We start from the raw sequence: 23,517 nt of genomic DNA on the forward strand, positions 1-23,517 counted from the left end.
GACAACCGGACGTTACGCCGCCACTTCGGTGCGGTTACGTCCGGCGTGCTTTGCTTTATAGAGCGCCAGATCGGCGGACTTCAGCCATTCGCGATAATGGCTAAACTGCGGTGTCAGCGGAGCAACGCCAACGCTGATATGCACTATCACCTGCGGAGCGCAGGGCAGACGTAATGCGCGAAGTCCTTCGTGAACCCGCGACATCGCCGCAATGGCATTGCCGGCTGGCGTCCCATGCATAATGACCGCAAACTCATCGCCGCCAAAGCGGCCTATCAGGTCGCTGCTACGCAGGGTCATCCGTAGCTGTCGGGTCAGCGCCTGAATGGCCTCATCGCCGACGTCGTGTCCCCAGGTGTCATTAATTCCCTTGAAATGGTCGATATCAATGATCAGGAGCGTGCAGTCGCAATGCTGCCGGCGACAGCGTTCAAACTCCGCGCGCAGTAGCATCTCCCAGTGGCGCCGGTTAAAGACCCCTGTCATCCCGTCATGGGTGCTCATGATCTTTAGTCTTCGCTTATGCTCCGCCAGCGTTGTCGCGGTCTGGTAACTTACCCAGGCAAATAAAAGCGGATAGAGGATGATAATGGGCAGCGTCAGTCCCCCTTCAAGCGGCGTGCTGGAAAACGACACCACGCCGCCGGTCAGTTGCAGTGTCAGCAAGGTGGCTAATGTCATCAGCACCGTTCCGGCGAAAAACAACCGCGAACCGCCCGCGCCCATCAGATTCATCCCCATCATCATCAACAGCGCGCAGGAAGGCAGCGCGTTAACGCCAGTCAGCCCAATCCACACGCCAGCGAAGATCGCATCTATTTTGAAATTGCTGAACTCGCGATGCAGCGGATCGCTTGCCCTGCTGGCAATCTGCCAGGCCAGATGCGGCCAGACGAACGCCCAGCCAACCAGCGCTAACCACCAGCCCCCTGCTACCGGCTGGCTGACCAGGGTTGCCGCAAGGGGGAAGAACATTCCGCCCAGCGCCACCGCGCGCGGCAGCCTGACGCGCCGGGCGAATCGCAGTCCGGAGCGCTGAAGATCGTGCTGCAAAGAGATGTAACCACCCTCATCCGGCGCGATGTGATTTTTGTAAAAATTATCGTCATTCATTATTTTTTGGGAACATTTAGAAATAATTTCCCAAATTATAGAGACGAGCGTGGCGGGGAAAGTATGAGATTTCGGGTGAGCGATGCCCTCGGCTCACCCGTTAGCACTACGCGCTTAGGCCGCTTTCTTCAGGCAGGCGCTCATAAACTTACTGCGATCGTCACCTTTCAGCGACTGCTGTGTCGCCTGAGAATTGCACTCACGCATTTTCTGCTGCTGCGGCGTCAGGCTTTTCTCATTAGGATCGGATTGACTGTTTTTAAGGCAATTACTCATGTACGTCTTGCGGGCATCCCCTTTTAGCGCCTGCGCTGTCGCCTGCTGATTACAGGTGGTCATACGCTGTTGTTGTGGGGTGAGTGTTTTCTCGGCAGCACCGACTGTCGTTAAAAAGACCAGACCAAATAATAGCGTTACCAGTAATGTTATTTTCATAGCACCATCCTTTTTTGAACCAGGACACAGTCGAGCGTTTCGCGAAATGCGTTGCCATGCCGGATGGCGACGATCCGCGAACCTGATTTCGTACTGATGTCATTAAGTCTGGTCGCTAACCTCAAAAAAGCCACCCGACAGCAAAAGTAATCCTGCCGGGTGATGGACGACGTCAGACCCGGCGCCGCTTTCCAGCGCACCGGCATATTTCCCTCAGAGAACATCCCCGGCAGCAGTTATTTCGAAATGACGCCATAGCGTCATGACGGGAATTTCTACGCGTCCGGCTGGAATGAACATCAGCGGTAACAAGCAAGGGTTTTACCGCTTCGCTTCATTTAATATTCTCCATGTAAAATACTCACTTACCCTAAATAACAGACCTTGCAGGAAAGCGACAAATGAATGAATCCCGCTGAGCGTAGAAAACGCATTGAGTTATATGCGCCAACGCTACAACACTCTTTTAACGGATGTCTTCAGGGTAAAATAATAAAAACAAAGCGACTATAACGTTATGTCGTGACAGGTTTATGACAATGTGTTCTTGCTTATAGCCAAAACACATTCGCGTTGCCGGACAGGACAAAAGCGCCCTGGTCAATTTCCGCCAACGCGTCTGTCACGAAGAATAACGTTAGTAACGAGGGTGTTTCAGGAGTTTTTGGACATACTGGCGCAGCAGTTCTTTATCGTCATCAGAAATGCTGGCATCCGGCTTTACCCCGTCAAGAGCCCCTTCCACCTGTTGAATCAGGATATCCTGCTCTTTTTTCGCCATATTACGCAGCATCGCCGTGACGATAATCTCTAACGCCTCTACCTGAGCAACCAGTTCCTTCGATTCTTCTTCTTTCTGGGCAAGCTTAAGCAACAACTCAGCAATGAGATTTTTCATGACTGTATTCCCTTAACTAAAGAAGCCTGACGTTATCATTGTGAACTCATGCTGCCTAGAGGTGAAGCGTAGTATTTTTAAAAGAAAGAAATGACTTTGCGTAAATAATCACAAATTAACGATAGCGAAACGTTTCTCGCCAGCAGTGAGGAAGACTGAAATTAAAGAAAGCAAATAAATAATCACCTCCAGCCATAATCTAAAGTTATGATAAAAATGCATGGATTTAACTTAAGTCACTTTCTTTTATTAATTCAACCCGTTGTACGACCTTTTTCCCGCTGGCGTAACGTCAGCATTAACTGAACAATGTTGATTAGCACAATGACCGCGGTGGCAATAAATACCCAGCGGAAACCGGCCATTGCCGAGACCGTCGCGCCCATTAACGGCCCCGCAACGTTGCCAAGATACATAAACGACTGATTATAACCAAAAATACGTCCAGTAATTTGCTCACTGGAGTATTTCACCAGCAGCGTTTGCACCGCAGGCAGCATCGCGCCATCGGCAAACCCGAGCAGAAAACGCAGTACGCCAAGCTGAAAAGGCGTAGTGACCCATGACATAGCGAAAAACAACACCACCGCACAGATAAGCGTCGCCATTAAAATGCGCTCCGTGCCGATCCGATCGCCCAGCTTTCCCAGTCGCGGCGCAGAGATGAGTGCGGAAATACCTGGCACCGAGGCAATGAATCCGCTCAGAAAAGCGATGTTATTGCTGTCCGGCGCCATCGACTTAATAAACAACGCCAGAATCGGACTAATGGAGCCATTGCACAGTTGAATGACCAGCGTGGTGAAAAACAGGCTAATAACTAACGCCGGGTACGGGAGCGAAGCAAAAACCGCCCTGCCGCTCAGACGTTCACTCTTTTTCAGTGTCGGACGCACGCCTTCTTTGATCAAAAAGAAGGTCACCAGAAAGCTCACCATCAACAGCATTGCGGTAATAAAAAAGACGGGTCGTAGCCCGACATGGTCGGCAATAAAGCCGCCCATCAGCGGGCCGCCAATCACGCCGCTGATTTGTGCGGTCGCCAGCGTACTGAGCGCCCATCCGCTTCGTTCGCGCGGAACCTGCGACGCGACCAGCGCCATCGCATTAGGAATATAGCCGGAGGTGAGACCCATAATGCCGCGCAGCAAAAACAGCTGCCAGACGTTTGTGGCAAATGCCTGTAGCAGAATCGCTATCGCCATGCCTAAGGAGGCGCGCAGCAGCATCAGCTTACGGCCCTTGCGATCGGCGAGACTGCCCCAGAGGGGCGAGACAATGGCGGAGATAAGAAAGGTGATACTGAAAGTCAGACCAGACCACATCGAGAGCGCTTTGTGGGAGGAAACCCCTAACTGTGAAATATATAACGGCAAGAACGGCAGGATTTGACTGATTGCCAGACCGGTGAAAAAGCAGCCGAACCAGACGGAAATGAGGTTAACTTTCCAGGATTCCATAAATACTCGTTGTGATAACGTACTGAAAACGCGGCACAGTTTAGCAATAATGCAGCCGCGGAATGGTTCAAGAGATGCGATGGGTTTGAGTTTGCTATTTTATCTTCCCGTTCATCAGATTTGTGAAACAAATCACATAAATGCCCCCCACATGCAGCGCGTTATGCTTAACGACAAAGGCCGTATCCGCGCATGCCGAGGTGAAAATGGTTAGCGTGCGCGGCGTTATACTCCGGACCCAACCCGTTACCAAAGTACTGACAGCTCGCGCTGAGCATCGCGCGCAGCCAGGGGGCGCTTTCATCCTGCTTCCAGCCGCGCAGCACGCTTATGTTTCGCCCGTCGGCAAGGCGAAAGCCGCTGATATCCAGCGCCTGCGCGCTGGCGTGTTCGCTTCGGCGCGCGTCGGGACGGTGGTAGATATTGCGGCAGGCGAAGCTGCCCAGGTGATCGATACGCGTCAGCCTGCTGGCCATAAACTGCTCGGTTAACGGCCGCGCCTGCTGTTCAACAAACAGCGCTGCGCTGAGCGCCAGCGGGCAGGAAGCGAGAAAGCTGCTGCTCAGTTTGACCGCGCCGAAATCCCTGACGCGCACCACGTCGGTTAACGGACAGTCGCCCGCACTGTCGGCCACCGGCTGCGAGGAGATCAGCTTTCGCTGGTTCGCCTGTTGCAGCAAAGCCTGACATTGATCTTTCGTCAGCCGCTGAAGCTTGAATTTGGTCAGCCAGTTGGGCGGATCGGTCAGCCCGAGCGGCGTAAAGGGATTGTAATATGGCGGCAGATACCGGTACCCCACGCCCCCCGCCACGCCCAAGAGAATAATAAACAGCCAGCCTTTACCTTTCACGCCCCCTCCTTTGCGTTTCTGCTTAACATTATGGCAGAAGCCCGCGAATCCCTCGTTTTGTCGTGGTAATGTATACGCTTTGCGTTCGATGGAATGGGTTTTAAGATGGCAAAATTGCGGGTAGGAATCGTATTTGGTGGGAAATCAGCGGAACATGAAGTGTCATTGCAATCGGCAAAAAATATTGTCGATGCCATCGACAAGACCCACTTTGACGTTGTGCTTTTAGGCATTGATAAACAAGGGCAGTGGCACGTCAGCGATGCCGAAAATTACCTGCTCAACGCCGACAATCCGGCGCGCATTGCGCTGCGCCCTTCCACTACCAGCCTCGCGCAGGTGCCGGGTAAACATGAGCAGCAGCTGATTGACGCGCAAACCGCGCAGCCGTTGCCGACAGTTGACGTAATTTTCCCGATCGTTCACGGCACGCTGGGCGAAGACGGCTCATTGCAGGGCATGCTGCGGGTGGCGAATTTGCCGTTTGTCGGTTCCGACGTGCTGGGCTCCGCGGCATGTATGGATAAAGACGTCACCAAGCGTCTGCTGCGTGATGCCGGGCTGAATATCGCGCCCTTTATCACCCTCACCCGTGCCAACCGTCACGCTATCAGCTTTGCCGACGTAGAAGCGCGTCTTGGTCTGCCGCTTTTCGTGAAGCCTGCCAACCAGGGCTCATCCGTGGGCGTCAGTAAAGTCACCAGTGAAGCGCAGTATGCGCAGGCGATCGAACTGGCGTTTGGATTCGATCACAAAGTGGTGGTGGAACAGGGGATCAAGGGTCGCGAGATCGAATGCGCGGTCCTCGGCAACGATCATCCGCAAGCGAGCACCTGCGGCGAGATCGTGCTGAACAGCGATTTCTATGCCTACGACACCAAATACATTGACGACAACGGCGCGAAGGTTGTGGTGCCTGCGGCGATCGCGCCTGAGGTTAACGACAAGATCCGTGATATCGCGATCCAGGCTTACCAGACGCTGGGCTGCGCCGGTATGGCGCGGGTGGATGTCTTTTTAACGGCGGATAACGAGGTGGTGATCAATGAGATCAACACCCTGCCGGGATTCACCAATATCAGTATGTATCCGAAACTGTGGCAGGCCAGTGGGTTAGGCTACACCGACCTGATCACCCGGTTAATCGAGCTGGCGCTGGAGCGTCACGTGGCGGATAATGCCCTGAAAACGACCATGTAATCTGCACTTTTGATTGCCCGGTAGCGTCAGGCTTACCGGGCGCTCAAATGCGCATTATTTGACTGACGCAGCGTCGTCATCTTCCACCCGACGACGAATGATCAGCCCCGCCAGCCAGAAGCTCATCACCCAGGTGACTGTGCCCACGGCATAGGTTTGCCAGCCTTTAGCTTCAAATCCCAGCAACCCGACGACACCGTTAAGAATAAAAATAAGCCCGATGGCGAAGGCATAGTAATGCCAGTCGCGGCGGATTTTTACAGGCAAATTCATAGCGTCTCCCGCACGAAAAAAAACATAGTGGCATAGTACTGGAAACCCGTCTGTGCCGTATGCGGAATTTCTTAAATGTTGCAAAATTTAAATTAAGGTAATGTATTTGTGACAAGCGGCAAAAATCTGCATTCCAGGACTCATCCCAGGCTTAATTTACCATCATTCTGATATTGACAAACGCGATGACCTGTCAGACTCACACTACGTTCCTGGCAGATGTCAGGCAGAAAGCAGAAATTCCCGCGGAGGTCATTTATGGCTGATTTCACTCTCTCAAAATCCCTGTTTAATGGGAAACATCGAGAAACCTCCTCTACCCCTGGCAACATCGCGTATGCGGTGTTTGTGCTGTTTTGTTTCTGGGCTGGCGCGCAGATCCTGAACCTGTTGGTTCACGCGCCGGGTGTATATGAGCATCTGATGCAGGTTCAAGAGACGGGACGTCCGCGCGTCGAAATCGGGCTGGGCGTCGGTACAATATTTGGCCTGGTGCCGTTTCTGGTCGGCAGTCTGATTTTCGGCGTGATTGCCGCCTTCCTGCACTGGCGGCATCGCCATCACTGATCTTTCCTGTCGGGTGGGATTCCCTCACCCGACCCGCTACAGCTTCATACATCTCGCCCGTCGATCGTCTACCCGTTTTGCGAACCACGCCGTCGTCAGATTACGGGTAATCTTGGGACTTTCCAGTTGAATACCCGGCAGCATCTCTCGCGGTAATGCTTTACCCGTTTTCTTCTCGGCGAGAGCGTAGACCCCTTTGTACAGATCCGTCTCTTCGAACGCCAGGCTGTCGCCTTTTTCCAGCTGTCGACGGATAGCGCTTTCACTGAGATCCAGTTTGTTCGCCAGCTTACGCACCGCCAGCTCGGTTTTGCCCGCCGCCTTGCTGCCATACGCGATCAAATCGCCGTCCAGCGCCAGTTTTACGCCGCTGGCTTTGCTGACGGCATTCTGGAAAGCGGCATTGCGGCTGGCATACCATCCGGCATTAAAGTCGGCAAAGCGGAAAATTGGCGCGCTGTAGTTCGCCGGATAATTGAGCAGATGGTAGGTCCCAAACCACAGTCCGCCGCGACGGGTGAAGACTTCCTGACGCACCGTTCCGTCCATCGTCCACGGGTAACCGTTGGCGTGCTGCTCGGCGAAAGCGATGCTGACCTGCATCGGACCGCCCGTATGAACCGGATTCAGCGAGCCAAACAGCGTCTGCCCCATCGGCACCATATTGATGAAATCATCAAAAATCGCGCTAAGTTGTTTTTCGGTTTTTACCGTATCAAGGCGATCGCTGTAGCTCTTGCCATTCGGGGAGTTGATTTTAAGCGCGGTATGCACCAGAAAAAGCGGAATATGCATGCGCCCGGCGCGGCGGTCAATCTCCTGCCAGGCGATTTTGCTCAGCCCCGGCACGGTGGGATCGGCTGTATAGTTAGACTCCTGCTGTGCGACCGCCAGCACCGAACAGACGTTTTCCTCCGTCGGGGCGATCTTCTGGCTCTCAAAGGTTTTCGCCAGGTCTTTGGCCCAGCTATCGCGGTCTTTGACGCTGGCTGGCATTTTCTGGCGCACCACGCTCGCGACGTCGACGGCTTTCTCACCTTTTTTTAGCGGCTGCGCCGTCTGGGTACTGCATCCAACAAGGACCAGCCCGGCCAGTAATGACAAAGGGGAAAAACGAGACGCCGCCGACATAATGCTTCCTTATATTAACCAAGAGTGTGGGTGACAGCCTGAATATCGTTGTCGTCCAGTTCGCGCTCAAAGCTACGCAGACGTTTGTAGATAGACATCAGCTCCACCAGCGTGGTCCATGAGTTTATCAGATACTGAAAAGCCCCACGTACCTGGCTAAACACATTGGTGATTTGCGTCATCAGGCCGAGCGTAATCGTACCGGCAACGATCGACGGAAACAGCAGGAACAAGCCGAAAACGTTATCCACCTGCAGGTACAAAATGCGGGCGATATTAAAATACATGTAGTGGAAATAGAGACGGAAATAGTTCTGGCGCACCGCGTTGAACAATTCACGAACCGTTGGCGGCGTGGCGCGGTTGGCGTCGTCTTCGCCATACACCAGCTCTTTACGATAAGCCGCTTCGACGCGCTGATTTTTGAACTCCAGCCCCGGCAGCTTGATCCCAACCACCGCCAGCAAACCGGTGCCCATCAGCGACCAGATAATCGCGGCAATCACCAGACCGTAAGGCACATGGCCGACAATCGGCAGTTCCGGTACGTGTGGAGAAAGCGCAATCAGCACCGGCAGAAAAGCGATTAAGGTCATAATCGCCTTAATAAAGCTCACGCCCATGCTTTCCAGCGTGGAGGCAAAACGCATGGTATCTTCCTGCACACGCTGGGCGGCGCCTTCGATATGACGCAAATGCTGCCACTGCGCCATGTAGTATTCATTCATCGCCGTACGCCAACGGAACACATAGTGGCTGACGAAAAAATTGTTCAACACGCTTATCACCACGGCAATCAGCGCAATCCCCAGAAAGATACCTAACTCATTGTAGAATTGCGCCATTGTGACAGTATGAGGAGCGCTAAGCGCTTTCTGAATCAGATCGTAAAAGGGCGCATACCAGGCATTGACGGCCACCCCAACTTCAACCAGAAACCAGGTCACAAAGACAATCAGCGACGTGCCGAGAATCGACCAGTACTGCCAGCGGTGCGGGCTGTAGATAAACCAGAACAGGGCAAATACCCCCACGCAAAGCACGTAATAAGCATAAAAGATCAGGTAGTTCAAAGACCAGAAACGCGCGGCGCTAATGGGCACGTCGTCCGTTGCGCCGGTGAAATGCGCAACCCAGTCTCCCCCACCCGCCTGCCAGAAAATGACGGCAGCGACTGCCCAAATAAACGCCGAGAGAAAAAAGGGTCCCGGCTTCGGGAAAAATGACTTGAACATAATGCTCTCCTGCTAACTTCTTATCGTTATGACAACGGCTGTGCTGAAGAAAGTAAAAACGTCACACCAGCGAAACCGCCATTGTGACCAGAACGGCGGCGCTTAGTTCGCCTGCCATTGCTGAAATATTGTTTCGACGGATTACAGCCTCCCGCACAAAAACGACGGCTACTATACGCTCAGGATCACAAAAGCGAACTTTCTTTCGCCGCAAAAAACGTGGATTTACTCGTCGTTACGTTTTTATAACTATCCTTGCTTTAATTAGCGCTTTGAAAAAGAACGCGCCGTAGTATAAATACGAACTGTCTTCTTCCTTTTATTCATGCATGGACACCACCGTTGAAACGTAGTCTGCTTTTTTCTGCCGCGCTGTGTGCGGCGTCATTGACCTCAGTCCAGGCGGCGCAGCCTATCGCTGAACCGGTTTTCGCATCTGATATCGTTGAACGTTACGCCAATCATATTTTTTATGGCAGCGGCGCAACGGGGATGGCGCTGGTTGTGATCGACGGCAACCAGCGGGTCTTTCGCAGCTTCGGCGAAACCCGCCCAGGTAATAATGTGCGCCCACAGCTGGACTCGGTTATCCGTATTGCCTCGATAACCAAGCTAATGACCAGTGAAATGCTGGTGAAGCTGCTCGACCAGGGCACAGTCAGGCTGGACGATCCGCTGAGTAAATACGCTCCTCCAGGCGCATATGTTCCGTCGTATCAGGGCAAACCGATCACCCTGGTGAACCTGGCGACGCACACCAGCGCCCTGCCTCGCGAACAGCCTGGCGGCGCGGCGAAACGTCCGGTTTTTGTCTGGCCGACGCGTGAGCAGCGCTGGCACTATCTTTCTAACGCCACGCTAAAAGCCGCGCCGGGTTCGCAGGCGTCATATTCCAACCTGGCGTATGACCTGCTGGCGGATGCGTTGGCTACCGCCGCCGGTAAGCCTTACTCCCAACTCTTTGAAGAAAAGATCACCCGGCCTTTGGGCATGAAAGACACGACCTATACGCCGTCCCCCGACCAGTGCAAGCGTCTGATGGTGGCGGAAAAAGGCGCCAGTCCTTGCAATAACACCCTTGCAGCGATTGGCAGCGGCGGCGTCTATTCAACGCCGGGCGATATCATGCGCTGGATGCAGCAGTATCTGTCCTCTGACTTTTACCATCGCAGTCGTCAGGCCGACAGGATGCAGACGCTGATCTATCAGCGTGCGCAACTCACCCGCGTGACGGGCATGGATGTGCCGGGTAAAGCAGATGCGCTTGGCTTAGGCTGGGTATATATGGCGCCGAAAGAGGGCCGTCCGGGCATTATTCAAAAAACCGGCGGCGGTGGTGGATTCATTACCTATATGGCGATGATTCCTCAGCAAAACGTCGGGGCGTTTGTGGTCGTGACGCGCTCACCGCTGACGCGTTTCAAAAATATGAGTGACGGTATTAACGATCTGGTCGTCGAACTGAGCGAAAATAAACCGTTAGTGGTTCCGGCATCCTGATCAGTATTCTGAAGGCAGACGGTTAATTCCCACCAGTTTGCCTTTATTCATTTCGATATAGCCGCCCTTACGTAATGCCGCCAACACTTCCGCTACCACCGAGCGGGATATACGCGTGCGCTGGTGTATATAATTCATGACGCCCACCCGTGCGCGTAATCCTTCCTCCCATTCATTCATTGAAAACAGGGTCGAACGAATTTGTTCATAGGAGTTGTTGCCGATCAGTTGCAGATCGCGCAGTTCAAGAATGCGGTTCAGCCACGCCAGCCAGCAAAATGCATCACGCCACAGCTGGCACTCTTCGATAAGAGTCACGGTTTGCGATGAAGGCAGAAAATAACCGGAACAGGTTCCATCAGAGATCAGCTCATACGGCACGTTGTTTTCCATCACGCCGTTAGCAAGGCCCATGATAAAAGGCGCCTGCCCTATGCCGACCAAAATGTGTTCCTGCCGTCTTAATGAAATGATGCCATCAAGGATAACTACGGTGTTATCACGATTCACATCACTGGAATAAAGAGTCTGTTTCTCATTACGGGAAAACTCAAAACGCGTTCCATATTTTGATAAACATGCGTCGAGCCGAGCGAATTCGGTTAATGGTTTACTGACAGGCAACATATTAGCGTTCCTTGCATTAATGCCCGACAAATCCTTGACGGGCATTGTTTACCAATTTAAATACGCTTACATCTGTTCCACTCGGGAACGATTACCAGGTGTATTTAACGCCGACGTTAGCAGACCAGTCCTGGTCGACATCGCCGCCACCGAGGTAGTTAGCATCGGTGTATGCGCTGAAGTTTTTGGTGAAGCTGAACTGTGTACCCAGGCCCACGCGAACGGCGGAACCTTCAGTGCCGTTATCGATGGAGTCACCGTTTACGTCAGCATCGTTATTGGCATCGTCATAGACATAGACCAGTTTGAAGTATGGCGTCAGCGCCTGATCTTCGCTGTAAGCGAAGGTATAACCTGCGTCAACACCCAGTTCATAACGCATGCTGTCGTAAGACTGACCGTCAACCTGCAGATTGTTGCTCAGCTGGTAGTCGTCGCCAGACTGGAACAGGCCAGACACGCTGCCGTACGGCGTCAGGTAACCCGCATCGCCCAGTTTCCAGTCATAACCCAGTTTCAGACCGAAGCCCCAGGCATCCGTAGACGCGCTGCCATCAACATACTGTCCATTACTCATGTTGGCGGACAGATCGTTGTTGAAGTGCGAGTAGCTCATGTTGCCATCAACAAAGATGTTGTTTGCAAAACGCGCGGAAGAGTAGATGTACGCGGACTGGCTGTCCTGATCCACCTGACCGGTATGGTCGCTCATGTCGCCTTTGCCGAAGCCTGCCGCGGCACCGACGATCCATTTCGCGTTGTTACCATCAATTTTGGTATCAACACCGACCATGATGCCGTTAACATCCTGATCGTAGTTAATGGTGCCGTTGTCGCCGCTGAAGCTGCCGCCGAAGTAGCTCACCCATGCGCCGCCGTTATCGGCCAGACCGTGACGCGCGTTGGTCAGGCGAGTCCCTACGGTGTCCTGCTCCAGATTCCAGATATTATTGTTAGCAGACGGGATGCTCAGCGCCATGTTCGCATAGTCTGTCAGCTCCATCTGCCGCAGAACAACGGTATTGCCTTCCTGCTGAGCCTGATAGGTGTAGGCACCCAGATCCGCTTTGTTAGCGGCGGAGAAGGTGGCAGTGCTGTTCTTATCGTTTACGTAGATCAGCTCTTTGCCCTGATAATCCGCAACAGCGCCTTCGCCCGTCGCGTTGTCGATACGCACTTTGTAGTTGCCGGTTGCAGCCGCAACGCCATCACCCGCATTATCAACTTCAGCCAGGTCCGCGCTATACGCATCGCCGTTACCGTTAATGGTCAGGTGACCATCAGAGTTCATGGCGATAACGCCGTAGCCGTAGTTAGACTGGCTGTTGTCCCAGGTACGATCGTTAGTCAGATCGGCGTCCAGCACAAAACTGTTGCTGTGAACATCAAAGACACCGGCGTGTACGTTGCCGTTGGCGTCGGTATAACTGGTCAGGTTCAGGGTATCCGCTTGCAGTGCATACGCGGTGCTATTGCCCACGTCCAGTACGCCGTCGTTGGTCACCGTGATCGAGTTGGCATACAGTGCCGCATCATTAGTGCCCCAGCCCGCAGAAACATCATCAGCAATGGTCACGGTACTGTTGTCGATGGTCAGCGCATCGGTCGCAACATGACCATCTTCATTGATATTCAGCGCCGCGCCGCCGGTCAGTGCGATGGTGTCAGAAACCAGTGAAGAATCTGCAACATTCACGACAGAACCGCTGTTGATGTTCAGGGTATCGATCAGAGAGGACTTCGTCGTATCCCACTGAGAACCATTATTCAGCGTGACGTTGAATAAACCGCTTTGATATACGTTGTTGCCAATGACGTGACCATCTTCACCGTAGGCAGTGTCGCTGTTATCCACGCCATAGGTTGACCACGGCCACAGGCTGTTAGCGGCGATATCAATCAGCGTAGAGGTTTTGTCAGTACCTGCAGCAACGCTGTCGTAAATACCGTCGCCATCGGTATCCGTCTGATGAACAGACATCGCCGCGCCAACCCACTTAGTGCCGTTGTCCAGCGTCAGGTCCAGGCGATCGGTGCCATCCCAGCCGTTAGTGTCCACGTGGTCGTCAGTATCGCGATAGCTGTCCGCACCGTTCGGGAAGAAGTTCTCGTCAAAGTTGCTGGAGAAGACCACATCCCCCATCAGCGAGGAATTGCTCAGATACGCAGTGGTTTGCATTGCATTATCGGCTGCCGGCGTGGCAACCACGGCTAAGGCGACGTCATCCGCACTGTATTCGCCACTGTAATCGCTGGCATTGTTATTGTTGCCAAACCAACCTGACGTGCCTTCGTCGGAGAGAGACCCTGAGGTCACAGTAGAATCGGTAACGGTAATTGTGTTGTTGAAAATTTCGCCGCTGTTAACGCCAGTGCTGACCGTATTGTCGTCAACATCTTGCCACTCGTATCCCTGAGTCAGCGTAATACCCGCTACGTGAGAATTATTGGCGATAGTCAGATCAACTTCCTGATCCAGGGTAATCGCGGTGCCCATATTATACACGTCGACAACATGGGTATCCGCTGTGCCGTCGGTATAGGTGCCGTTGTAGGTATAGTGTTCGTAGTTATCGTCGATGGTCGAGTTATCAACGGTGAGCGTCAGGCGGTCGTAAACATACCCCGTGGTGTCACGGCCCACACAATCGGTGGTCATGCATTCCGAGGTGATCATACCGTGAACGGTACTGTTTTTGATCGTCAGGCTGTTGTCATTGGTGTTGGTGCTCAGACCATCATCCAGGTAATACGTTGAAATGACGCCATTAACGGTTGCATTCTTGATTACCGGGTAAATATCTCCGTTGTATACGCTGTCCGTAGCGTAGTTATTCCAGCCGACATAACCTTCAAAATAGACGCCGTCAGCGTAAGAGGAATTATCATAATGCACAAACGTATTATACGTTGTGCCGGAGATATCCGTTGAAGCATTCGCCTGAGAAGTGATTGCCAGAGTGCAAGCCAATGCTAATTGTGAGACTACAAGTTTCTTTTTCCAGGAGTGCATTTGTCATCCCTCCTCAGGGACGTAATAGTGTTGATCCATCAATTATTAATGCATAGAAAACAATTTTGTTTTGCGAGGAGGATTATGCGATGCCTTTACGGAAAGGTTCAATTAAACTTTGTTTTCCGTCCGGAATCGGACATTAATAATAACATTAAAAATGCATTAACAGCACCAAATAAAAAGAATCACAAAAACAATCAATTACAATATGAGCAACTCTAAAGGCATACAGAAAATAAATGCAATACAGCATTATCAATACGATACTGAATGAATAATCCTGCAGTCACCTCAGACCGCTAAAAAATAAAATCAATTAGTATTCAAAATACAGCCACAAGAATTAATTTCATTCTCGTATATGAATAATGAGCTATGCATAACAATTTATTGTTCAGATATTTCTTTAAATTGACGTACAAGCCGCGCATAGCGCCAACTTTCGTAAAACACGGATGACCAGATTCATGTATACTAGCGACTTCGTTTTCACAAACATCAGGCATCCCATGACAGACTTAATCCACCGCCCTCGCCGCCTGCGCAAATCCGCTGCGCTGCGCGCCATGTTTGAAGAGACAACACTGAGCTTAAACGACCTGGTGTTGCCGATCTTTGTTGAAGAAGAACTCGACGACTACAAGGCTATTGAGGCCATGCCCGGCGTTATGCGCATTCCGGAAAAGCATCTGGCGCGCGAGATCGAACGCATCGCGAACGCGGGCATCCGTTCCATCATGACCTTTGGTATCTCTCACCATACCGATGACACCGGCAGCGATGCATGGAAAGAAGACGGTCTGGTGGCGCGCATGTCACGCATCTGCAAGCAGACTGTGCCTGACATGATCGTGATGTCAGACACCTGCTTCTGCGAGTACACCTCCCACGGCCACTGCGGCGTACTGTGTGAGCACGGCGTGGATAACGACGCGACGCTGGCGAACCTCGGCAAGCAGGCGGTTGTTGCCGCAGCCGCGGGCGCTGACTTCATCGCGCCGTCCGCGGCAATGGATGGACAAGTACAGGCCATTCGCCAGGCGCTGGACGCCGCGGGTTTTACGGACACCGCGATCATGTCCTACTCCACCAAGTTCGCGTCATCGTTCTACGGCCCGTTCCGTGAAGCGGCAGGTACCGCGCTTAAAGGCGATCGTAAAACGTATCAGATGAACCCGATGAACCGCCGAGAAGCGATCCGTGAATCCCTGCTCGACGAAGCCCAGGGCGCGGACTGCCTGATGGTGAAACCCGCTGGCGCGTACCTTGACGTATTGCGCGATATCCGTGAACGCACCGAATTACCGCTCGGCGCGTATCAGGTCAGCGGCGAGTACGCGATGATCAAATTTGCCGCCATGGCGGGCGCGATCGATGAAGAAAAAGTGGTGCTGGAAAGCTTAGGCGCGATCAAACGCGCGGGCGCGGACCTGATCTTCAGCTACTTCGCGCTGGACCTGGCGGAGAAAAACATCCTCCGCTAAGGTTCCTGCTTTTTGCCGGATGGCGTGCCCATCCGGCCTTTCCCCAAAACGTCACCCGATCGTCATACAAGCGACACTTACGCCTTCTACTGTCTGCTCAGGACAGATGGAGGGGATGCTATGTTTAGTCTCGAGAACGTACTCAACGACCTTTGGCCCGAGGCGAGGACCACGCCGTGGCAGAAGTCATTATTACAGCGTCTGCTCTATGAAAAAGAGTTTCAGCAGTTTGCGACACGCCATCCCCATCTCAAAGGGGTGGATATGGTCGAACAGGTCCTTGAACATCTGGAGATTCGCTGCGAGATCCCCGAACATCACATTGAAAATATTCCCGAATCGGGTCCCCTGGTGGTGATTGCCAACCATCCCACCGGCACGCTGGACGGACTGGCGCTGATCTATGCCCTCTCCCGCGCCCGACGTGATATCAAAGTCGTGACGAATCGACTGCTTTCGCACCTTACCCCGCTCCGCTCGTTGTTCATCCCGGTAGACAATATTCATGGCCGTACGCCGAAATCCTCGTTGCAGCAAATGGATGCGCATCTGCAGGCGGGTGGCGCACTGGTGTTCTTTCCCGCCGGAGAAGTTTCCCGCCTGACCCTGAAGGGGATAGCGGAGCGGCACTGGCATTCCGGGTTCATCAGAATGGCGGAGAAGTACCGCGCGCCGCTGCTGCCCGTTTACATTCACGCACGTAACAGCCCGTTGTTCTATGCCTGCGGCCTTATCTCCGCGCAGGCCTCGCTGCTGCTGTTAATGCAGCAAATGTTTCGTCGCCGTGGCAGCACCCTGCCCGTGCGTATCGGACAGCAGATTGCCTGGACGCAGTGGTCCGCCCCCCAACGCACCGTTCGCGAGTTGGCCGGGAAGTGCCGTGAGCACGTCATTGCGCTGGGCCAGAACCGGGCCAGCGTGTTTCGCACCGAAAGCACCATCGCGCCGCCAGAGAACAGAGCGCGGTTGAAACGCCAACTGGCAAACGCGGAGTGTCTGGGCCGTACAGCAGATGGCAAAATCATCTATCTCTGGCAACGTAACGGGCAAGAAGACGCGACCATCCTGCGCGAGCTGGGACGGTTACGGGAAATCGCTTTTCGCGCGGTCGGTGAAGGCAGTGGTAAACGCCGCGACATCGACCGTTACGACGATGAATACCTGCACCTGATTTTATGGGATGAAGACGATCTGGAGATTGTTGGCGCGTACCGCTTTGCCCCCTGCGCTTTGGTGCAACAAAAACAGGGGCTTGACGGTCTGTATAGCCACAGCCTGTTCGACTACGATGCGCGCATGGCGGACATTATGCAGCAAGGTATTGAACTGGGGCGCAGCTTTATCCAGCCGCGCTACTGGGGACGACGGGGGCTGGACTATCTGTGGTCCGGCATCGGCGCCTGGCTCGCGCGCAATCCGCAGTACCGTTACCTGTTCGGACCGGTGTCGATCTCCGGCGGACTGCCTCCCGATGCCCGGGATCTGCTGGTGGCGTTCTATCGTCTGTGGTTCCCGCCCACGCATCCGCTGGCCGTCTCCCGCCAACCCTGTCCGGCATCGCTTCCCGATGTGCTGGCGCAGTTTACCGGCAACGATTACGCCGAAGATCTCACCCGTCTGAAATCGCTGTTGGGCAATCTCGGCTGCGGGATCCCGCCGCTGTATAAGCAATATTCCGAGCTGTGCGAACCGGGCGGCGTGCAGTTTATCGATTTTGGCCGTGACCCGGATTTCAACAACTGCGTGGACGGGTTGGTCCTGGTGGATTTAACCCGACTGAAGGCTAACCGCTACGCGCGTTATATCGGCGCGCATACGTAGCGCTTTAATTTAACCTGCCCGGAAGAACGGCTTATCCCCGAGAACAGTGGCCCGGTGCATAATTCGTCGCTGCGGCAGGTAATCGGCGTTGGCGTAATGCTGCGTCACCCGGTTATCCCAAATCGCCACATCATTCGGCTGCCAGCGCCAGCGCACCTGGAACTCCGGTTTCGTCATGTGGGCGAACAGGAAACCGAGCAGCGCCTCGCTCTCTTTCTCTGTGACATCGACAATTCGCGTGGTGAATCCCTCGTTGACGAACAGCGCTTGTTTACCGCTTACCGGATGGGTGCGAATCACCGGATGCAGCAGCGGCGGATGTTTCGCCACGGCTTCCCGCCAGCGCTGATGCTCCTCCTCCGTCCGGCGGTATTTATACTCAGGGAAAGATTTGCGAAAGTCGTGCTCCGCCCGTAGCCCGCGCAATAACAGTCGAAATGGTTCAGAAAGCGCGTCATAGGCGGCAATACCGCTGCTCCACACCGTATCGCCGCCGGTATCGGGTAACGTTTTGGCAGCAAGTATCGCCCCGGCTGGCGGCGTCTCAATAAAGGTAACGTCAGTGTGCCAGTTGTCGTTATCCGGTGGATTATCGTTGTGCGTATCCAGCACGATAATCTCATCCACCCCGTCGGCATGGGGATAAACAGGATGAATATGCAGATCGCCAAACCGCAGAGCCAACGCGCGCTGCTGCCGGGGCGTAATGGCCTGCCCGCGCAAAAACACCACCTGATGGCGCAGTACCGCATGGTAAAGCTGCTCGAACTGATTATCGCTTAGCGGACGGGTCAAATCCGCGCCGGAAATCTGTGCGCCAATAAACGGCCCCAGCGGGGTAATTGCTAAACATTCACTCATTGGACTTCTCCATACCAGGGCGTCAGGCGGCGCTGAAGCGCGCGCAAACCCAGTTCTAAAATAAAAGCGATAACCGCAATGACCGCGATCCCTGCCAACACGACGTCGGTCGCGAGAAATTCCCCTGCCGACTGCACCATAAATCCTAAGCCCCGCGTCGCGGCGATCAGCTCCGCCGCCACCAGCGTCGACCAGCCGACGCCAAGTCCGATACGCAAGCCGGTCAGGATCTCCGGCAATGCTCCCGGCAGGATCACGAACCAAAGTACCTGAAGCCGGCTGGCGCCCAACGACTGCGCCGCGCGAATGCGCACCTGCTGTACGCTTTTTACGCCGGCCATTGCCGACATCGTCACTGGCGCAAAAATCGCGAGATAGATCAGTAAGATCTTCGAGGTTTCGCCGATGCCAAACCAGATCACCATAAGCGGCAGATACGCCAGCGGCGGCACGGGCCGATACAGCTCAATGATCGGATCGAGCATGCCGCGCACCGTCGGGCTAAGCCCCATCGCGATCCCCACCGGAATACCGACAGCGACTGCCGCCAGCAGCGCCAGCGCGATGCGGCTCAGACTGGCTGCCAGATGCTGCCACAGCGTGGCATCCATAAACCCCTGCGGCCCGGCAATAGCAATCAGCTTTTTCAGTACCTGCTCCGGCGGCGGCAGGAACAAAGGACTCACCAGTTGCATCGCCGCCACTGCCCACCACGCGAGAAGGATCGCCGCCAGCGTAGCAATGCTCAGCGTGAACTGGCGGGAGAATGGCCTGCGCCATTTCAGCGCGCGCGGGCGCGGTTTATCGTTAATCAACACGCTCATGAAAAGGCCTCCCGCTCGGCGAAAACGCGCTGCAAAACATACTCGCGGGTGTCGATAAACTGTGGGTCGGACTTGATACTACGCCCGCTTTCCCCCGCGACAACGCGCCGGGAAAAGTCGAGCGGCAGCCGTTCCAGCACCCGCCCAGGTCCGGGAGAGAGCAACAGCAGTTCGGTGGCCATAAATACTGCTTCTTCAATATCATGGGTAATGAGCAGCACCTGTTTTCCCGTCTCGTGCCAGAGCTTAAGCAGCAGGATTTGCATCTGCTCGCGGGTAAACGCATCCAGCGCGCCAAAAGGTTCGTCGAGCAGCAACAGTTGCGGGTTTGCCGCCAGCGCGCGGGCAATACCCACGCGCTGGCGTTGCCCGCCGGAAAGCTGCCAAATGTAACGCTGCCCGGCCCCGTCCAATCCGACCTTCCTCAACATCGCCTGCGCAATGTCATCACGCTGCGCTTTTTTCACGCCCGCCAGTTGCAGACCCAACGCGACGTTGTCCTGCACGTTGCGCCACGGCAGCAGTCCTTCCTGTTGAAACACCACGCCTCGCTCCGCCCCCGGTCCGTCAACACGCTTCCCTGCCAGTTGTATCGTCCCGCGCTGATACGGCATAAACCCGGCGATCAGATTCAGTAGCGTGGTTTTACCGCAGCCGGACGGGCCCAGCACGACCAGCAGTTCGCGGCTGTCCAGCGTCAGACTGATATCTTCCAGCGCGGGCTTTCCGCCGTAATCGGCGTATAAATGAGAGATTTGCAGCATCCTCGCCTCCTTTACGGTATAAAGCGATCGGTAACGAACTGGCTGTAGTCGCTTGCCACGGCGGGAACTTTGCCCTGCGCTTTCAGGAACTGCGCCGTGTCGATAATCGCTTTATTCACCGGCCCATTCAGTTCCGCTATCTGCTGCTGCGCCGTCAGGTAAGAATTACCCTTCACCAGACCCGGCACATCGGCTTCTGGCACGCCGCTTAGGCGCGACAGCTTGCGGAGGTTCTCCGACTGCTTCAGCCACGCGTCCGGATCTGCAATATAAGGCTGCTGCGCGTCGAGCGCGCTTTTGGCGAAGGCTTTCACGACTTCCGGATGAGAATCGGCAAAATCTTTCCGCACCACCCAGACATCAAGCGTCGGCGCGCCCCATTCCCCAACCTGAGCGGAGTCGGTCAGTATCTTGCCCTCTTTTTCCAGCGTATTAACCGCGGGCGCCCAGACATACGCGCCGTCAATATCCCCACGCTGCCAGGCGGCAATAATTGCCGGTGGCTGCAGGTTTATAATCTGTACCTGATCAGGCTTTATTCCCCAGTGCTTCAGCGCCGCCAACAGGCTGTAATGGGTGGTGGAGATAAACGGTACCGCAATACGTTTGCCGATCAGATCCGTGGGCGTGTGGATATTCTTCTTCACCACCAGCGCTTCGGAACTGCCGAGTTTAGAAGCGAGCAGGAAAACTTCGACAGGCACCTGCTGGCTGGCTGCGACCGCCAGCGGGCTGGAACCGAGATTACCAATCTGAACGTCGCCCGAGGCCAACGCGCGTACGATGCTCGCCCCGCTGTCGAACTTGCGCCAGTCGACGGTTGCACCGCTCGCATTCTCAAACGTGCTGTCCGCCTGGGCGACTTTTGCCGGTTCAGCGGAGGTCTGATACGCGACGGTGACGTTAACCGCCTGCGCCTGAAACGCGATGAATGCCAGAACGGCAAGAAGTGAATAATGCGATGAACGTGCCATAGGTCTGCTCCCTTGTCTTGTTATAGAGGCAGTATTTCGTCGCAAAAGAAATTGATAAAGGAATTAAAAAGTCTTGCTAATAGCAAAGCGTTTTTAGAAAAAAATCGGCAATAGTTAGTGATTTCGCGCATTACCCCAAACGACGTCGCTGTCAGGTTGCATGACGTTTTTGTTACATCCATTCCATAACTACGCCTGATTGATTGCCAGCGCAGCGGCGGCAGGCATCATAGCGATATGATCCGGCAAGAGAGCAAAAAGATGATACGTGTGGTGCTGGTGGACGACCATGTGGTGGTGCGATCCGGTTTTGCGCAGCTACTGAGTCTTGAAGACGATCTGGACGTCGCGGGCCAGTACAGCAGCGCGGCAGAAGCGTGGCCTACGCTGCTGCGCGAGGAGGTCAACGTGGCGGTGATGGATATCGCCATGCCGGATGAAAACGGCCTGAGCCTGCTGAAGCGACTGCGGGCGCAAAAACCGCAGTTCCGCGCCATTATTCTCAGTATTTATGACTCGCCGACCTTTGTGCAAAGCGCGTTGGATGCAGGCGCCAGCGGCTATCTCACCAAGCGTTGTGGACCGGAGGAACTGGTTCAGGCCGTACGTTCCGTCGGCATGGGCGGGCACTATCTCTGCGCCGATGCGCTACGCGCGCTGCGCGGCGGGAAACAGTCGTCACCGGTCCTGGAAGCGCTTACGCCACGCGAGCGCGAGGTATTCGACCTGCTGGTGAAGGGCGATAGCGTGAAAGCGATCGCCTTTAAGCTCGACCTGAGCCATAAAACAGTACATGTGCATCGCGCCAACGTGCTCGGCAAGCTGAACTGTCACAGCACCATTGAGCTGGTGCATTTTGCGCTCGACCACCAACTGCTGGCGGGGCACTGATGTCGCGCGGCGTTCGCCACATCGTCATTTCGCTGTTTATCCTGCTGGCCTGGGGAACGGGCTGGCTGATGCTGTGGACGCTCAGTTTTTACCTGACCCACAACGGTCAACAAGCGGCGCTGTTTTTACCGCACGGCGTTTATCTGGCGCTGCTGATCCTGCTTTCGCGTCGTTACTGGCCCGCGCTGGTCTTACCGCCCATAGCGATGCTCTTCTGGCTGCACAGCGAACACTTACTGAATGGCTATCTGCTGACAACCGCACCGTTGATCGGCCTGCTTCCCGCCAGCCTCGCACAGCAGTACTGGCGCCGTTTCCCACTTTACTGGCAGCGGCTCACCCTGCTGCTGGCGACGGTCACCGTCGCTTCTCTTCTGAATACTGTCCTGCTCTCTCCGTTTGTGAAAAGCCCGGCATTACTGCTCGGGCTGGCCTCATTTACTGGCGGCGTACTGCTGACGCCGTTTGTTTATCTGATTTTTGAATTTCTTCGCCAGCAGCACCGTTATCATCTGCTGGGGCTGGACACCACTAATCCACCGCTGCGCACCTCGCTGATTATCTGGTGCAGCCTGTTTTTTATCATTGGCATCGGTACCCAGATGGTGCTTTCGCCGGAAATTGAACGGCTGCTGCTGATTGTGGTCTTTCTCCCCAATGTCGTGATGGCATGGAAATTCGGCTGGCAGGGCGGCGTGCTCTCTGGCCTGCTCGGCAGCATGATGATCACCCTCGCCCGTCAGGTTGGGGTTGGATTCAGTAACCTGATTGAGCTGGAGATCTTCCTCGCCACCCAGTCGCTGCTGGGCATCGGGCTGGGGATCGCCATCAGCCGTCAGCAGCATCTGGCGCAAAACCTGCACCATTACCGGCAACGGCTGGAGGCCGAACTGGCGGCGCGACGGGCGCTGACTGAAAAGCTGATCCATACAGAGGAAGACACGCGTAAAAGTCTGGCGCGCGAGCTGCACGATGAAATCGGCCAGAACATTACCGCCATACAGATCCAGTCACAATTAGTAAAACGGGCGCGCGATCCGGCGCAAACCCAGGCCGCCGCCAGCCAGATTAACGAACTGGCCCGGCGCATTCACCACTCTACCCGTCAGCTTCTGCGCCAGCTTCGACCGCCCGCGCTGGATGAACTGTCATTCAAAGAGGCGCTGCATCATTTGCTCAACGAGTTTGCTTTTCAGGAGCGCGGTATCCGCTGCCGGTTTGACTATCAGTTGCCCTCCACGCCCGAAAGCGAAACGGTGCGCTTTACCCTCTACCGTCTGTTGCAGGAACTGTTGAACAACGTCTGTAAGCACGCCGCCGCCAGTGAGGTCTCGATTGTTTTGCGCCAGCGCGGTGAGACGGTGTATCTGGACGTAAAAGACAACGGCGTGGGCATCGACGTGGCGCGCATGTCTGGCTTCGGTATTCAGGGAATGCGCGAACGCGTCAGCGCGCTCGGCGGTGAACTGACCCTGGAGTCCCGGGACGGCACGCGGGTGAGTGTTAACTTGCCCACAAATTTGCAACAAATCGCCTTTTAACCAGGAAAAAGTCTTAGTCACTCCGGACTTTCTCTCATCCCCTTTCGGTTT

Annotated in this window: 21 protein-coding genes; 7 read left to right on the forward strand and 14 right to left on the reverse strand. The window is 54.6% G+C overall.

Annotation, left to right across the window (positions count from 1 at the left end):
* Positions 1-12 precede the first annotated feature (12 nt).
* From adrA to OOJ60_RS15970, 5 genes are all read right to left on the reverse strand, one after another.
* Positions 13-1,113 (reverse strand): diguanylate cyclase AdrA, encoded by a 1,101-nt coding sequence (gene adrA, locus OOJ60_RS15950; protein ID WP_200033511.1) that lies wholly within the window; start codon positions 1,111-1,113, stop codon positions 13-15.
* Between the two features lie 114 nt (positions 1,114-1,227).
* On the reverse strand, positions 1,228-1,548 hold the full coding sequence (gene psiF, locus OOJ60_RS15955; protein WP_060569081.1) for a phosphate starvation-inducible protein PsiF: 321 nt from the start codon (positions 1,546-1,548) through the stop codon (positions 1,228-1,230).
* Between the two features lie 637 nt (positions 1,549-2,185).
* Positions 2,186-2,446, reverse strand: coding sequence for an anti-adapter protein IraP (gene iraP, locus OOJ60_RS15960; RefSeq protein WP_042286052.1), 261 nt, complete (start codon positions 2,444-2,446; stop codon positions 2,186-2,188).
* A gap of 254 nt (positions 2,447-2,700) precedes the next feature.
* Complete coding sequence (locus tag OOJ60_RS15965; protein ID WP_205612876.1) at positions 2,701-3,906, reverse strand: multidrug efflux MFS transporter; 1,206 nt, start codon at positions 3,904-3,906, stop codon at positions 2,701-2,703.
* Positions 3,907-4,073: 167 nt separating this feature from the next.
* A complete protein-coding gene (locus OOJ60_RS15970) occupies positions 4,074-4,757 on the reverse strand; it encodes an extensin-like domain-containing protein (RefSeq protein WP_205612877.1) in 684 nt (227 codons plus the stop codon).
* Between the two features lie 105 nt (positions 4,758-4,862).
* On the opposite strand from OOJ60_RS15970, the gene ddlA reads away from it, so the two are divergent.
* Positions 4,863-5,957, forward strand: coding sequence for a D-alanine--D-alanine ligase (ddlA, locus tag OOJ60_RS15975; protein WP_205612878.1), 1,095 nt, complete (start codon positions 4,863-4,865; stop codon positions 5,955-5,957).
* Between the two features lie 54 nt (positions 5,958-6,011).
* On the opposite strand, the gene OOJ60_RS15980 is transcribed toward ddlA, so the two are convergent.
* Positions 6,012-6,230 (reverse strand): DUF2754 family protein, encoded by a 219-nt coding sequence (locus OOJ60_RS15980; RefSeq protein ID WP_205612879.1) that lies wholly within the window; start codon positions 6,228-6,230, stop codon positions 6,012-6,014.
* 258 nt (positions 6,231-6,488) lie between these two features.
* On the opposite strand from OOJ60_RS15980, the gene OOJ60_RS15985 reads away from it, so the two are divergent.
* Positions 6,489-6,797 (forward strand): YaiY family protein, encoded by a 309-nt coding sequence (locus OOJ60_RS15985; RefSeq protein WP_012904778.1) that lies wholly within the window; start codon positions 6,489-6,491, stop codon positions 6,795-6,797.
* Between the two features lie 36 nt (positions 6,798-6,833).
* Here the strand turns inward: OOJ60_RS15985 and OOJ60_RS15990 are convergent, their stop codons facing one another.
* Positions 6,834-7,928, reverse strand: coding sequence for a DUF1615 domain-containing protein (locus OOJ60_RS15990; RefSeq protein ID WP_181821889.1), 1,095 nt, complete (start codon positions 7,926-7,928; stop codon positions 6,834-6,836).
* Positions 7,929-7,942: 14 nt separating this feature from the next.
* A complete protein-coding gene (gene sbmA, locus OOJ60_RS15995; RefSeq protein ID WP_042286065.1) occupies positions 7,943-9,163 on the reverse strand; it encodes a peptide antibiotic transporter SbmA in 1,221 nt (406 codons plus the stop codon).
* Positions 9,164-9,505: 342 nt separating this feature from the next.
* Here sbmA and ampH point away from each other — a divergent pair, with 342 nt between their 5' ends.
* Positions 9,506-10,663 (forward strand): D-alanyl-D-alanine-carboxypeptidase/endopeptidase AmpH, encoded by a 1,158-nt coding sequence (gene ampH / locus OOJ60_RS16000; protein ID WP_205612880.1) that lies wholly within the window; start codon positions 9,506-9,508, stop codon positions 10,661-10,663.
* Here ampH and iprA read toward each other — a convergent pair whose 3' ends face one another.
* Positions 10,664-11,290 carry a hydrogen peroxide resistance inhibitor IprA gene (iprA, locus tag OOJ60_RS16005; RefSeq protein ID WP_060569088.1) on the reverse strand — a complete coding sequence of 209 codons (627 nt, stop codon included), beginning with the start codon at positions 11,288-11,290 and terminating at the stop codon, positions 10,664-10,666.
* Between the two features lie 91 nt (positions 11,291-11,381).
* A complete protein-coding gene (ehaB, locus tag OOJ60_RS16010) occupies positions 11,382-14,303 on the reverse strand; it encodes an autotransporter adhesin EhaB (RefSeq protein ID WP_205612881.1) in 2,922 nt (973 codons plus the stop codon).
* Between the two features lie 512 nt (positions 14,304-14,815).
* Here ehaB and hemB point away from each other — a divergent pair.
* The gene (gene hemB, locus OOJ60_RS16015; RefSeq protein WP_060569091.1) at positions 14,816-15,790 is read left to right on the forward strand and encodes a porphobilinogen synthase; all 975 of its coding nucleotides are present in this window, start codon (positions 14,816-14,818) and stop codon (positions 15,788-15,790) included.
* A 120-nt stretch (positions 15,791-15,910) separates the two neighbouring features.
* Positions 15,911-17,611: a lysophospholipid acyltransferase family protein gene (locus OOJ60_RS16020; RefSeq protein WP_205612882.1), complete on the forward strand. Its 1,701-nt coding sequence runs from the start codon at positions 15,911-15,913 to the stop codon at positions 17,609-17,611.
* Between the two features lie 9 nt (positions 17,612-17,620).
* On the opposite strand, the gene tauD is transcribed toward OOJ60_RS16020, so the two are convergent.
* The 4 genes from tauD to tauA are packed head-to-tail and all read right to left on the reverse strand — an operon-like array spanning position 17,621 to position 21,034.
* Positions 17,621-18,472 (reverse strand): taurine dioxygenase, encoded by an 852-nt coding sequence (gene tauD, locus OOJ60_RS16025; protein WP_205612883.1) that lies wholly within the window; start codon positions 18,470-18,472, stop codon positions 17,621-17,623.
* Entirely contained in the window at positions 18,469-19,296 is an 828-nt protein-coding gene (gene tauC, locus OOJ60_RS16030) for a taurine ABC transporter permease TauC (protein ID WP_042286078.1), read from the reverse strand. Before tauC ends, tauD begins: the two co-directional genes overlap by 4 nt.
* Positions 19,293-20,060 carry a taurine ABC transporter ATP-binding subunit gene (gene tauB / locus OOJ60_RS16035; RefSeq protein WP_060569095.1) on the reverse strand — a complete coding sequence of 256 codons (768 nt, stop codon included), beginning with the start codon at positions 20,058-20,060 and terminating at the stop codon, positions 19,293-19,295. Before tauB ends, tauC begins: the two co-directional genes overlap by 4 nt.
* An 11-nt stretch (positions 20,061-20,071) precedes the next feature.
* On the reverse strand, positions 20,072-21,034 hold the full coding sequence (gene tauA / locus OOJ60_RS16040) for a taurine ABC transporter substrate-binding protein (protein WP_060569096.1): 963 nt from the start codon (positions 21,032-21,034) through the stop codon (positions 20,072-20,074).
* 261 nt (positions 21,035-21,295) lie between these two features.
* On the opposite strand from tauA, the gene OOJ60_RS16045 reads away from it, so the two are divergent.
* Positions 21,296-21,925: a response regulator transcription factor gene (locus OOJ60_RS16045; protein WP_205612927.1), complete on the forward strand. Its 630-nt coding sequence runs from the start codon at positions 21,296-21,298 to the stop codon at positions 21,923-21,925.
* Entirely contained in the window at positions 21,925-23,466 is a 1,542-nt protein-coding gene (locus OOJ60_RS16050) for an MASE1 domain-containing sensor histidine kinase (RefSeq protein WP_205612884.1), read from the forward strand. The genes OOJ60_RS16045 and OOJ60_RS16050 overlap by 1 nt, the downstream gene beginning before the upstream one ends.
* The last annotated feature ends 51 nt before the right edge of the window (positions 23,467-23,517 follow it).

The sequence above is a fragment of the Citrobacter sp. R4 genome (assembly GCF_026719175.1).
GTDB classification, from domain to species: Bacteria; Pseudomonadota; Gammaproteobacteria; order Enterobacterales; family Enterobacteriaceae; genus Citrobacter_A; species Citrobacter_A sedlakii.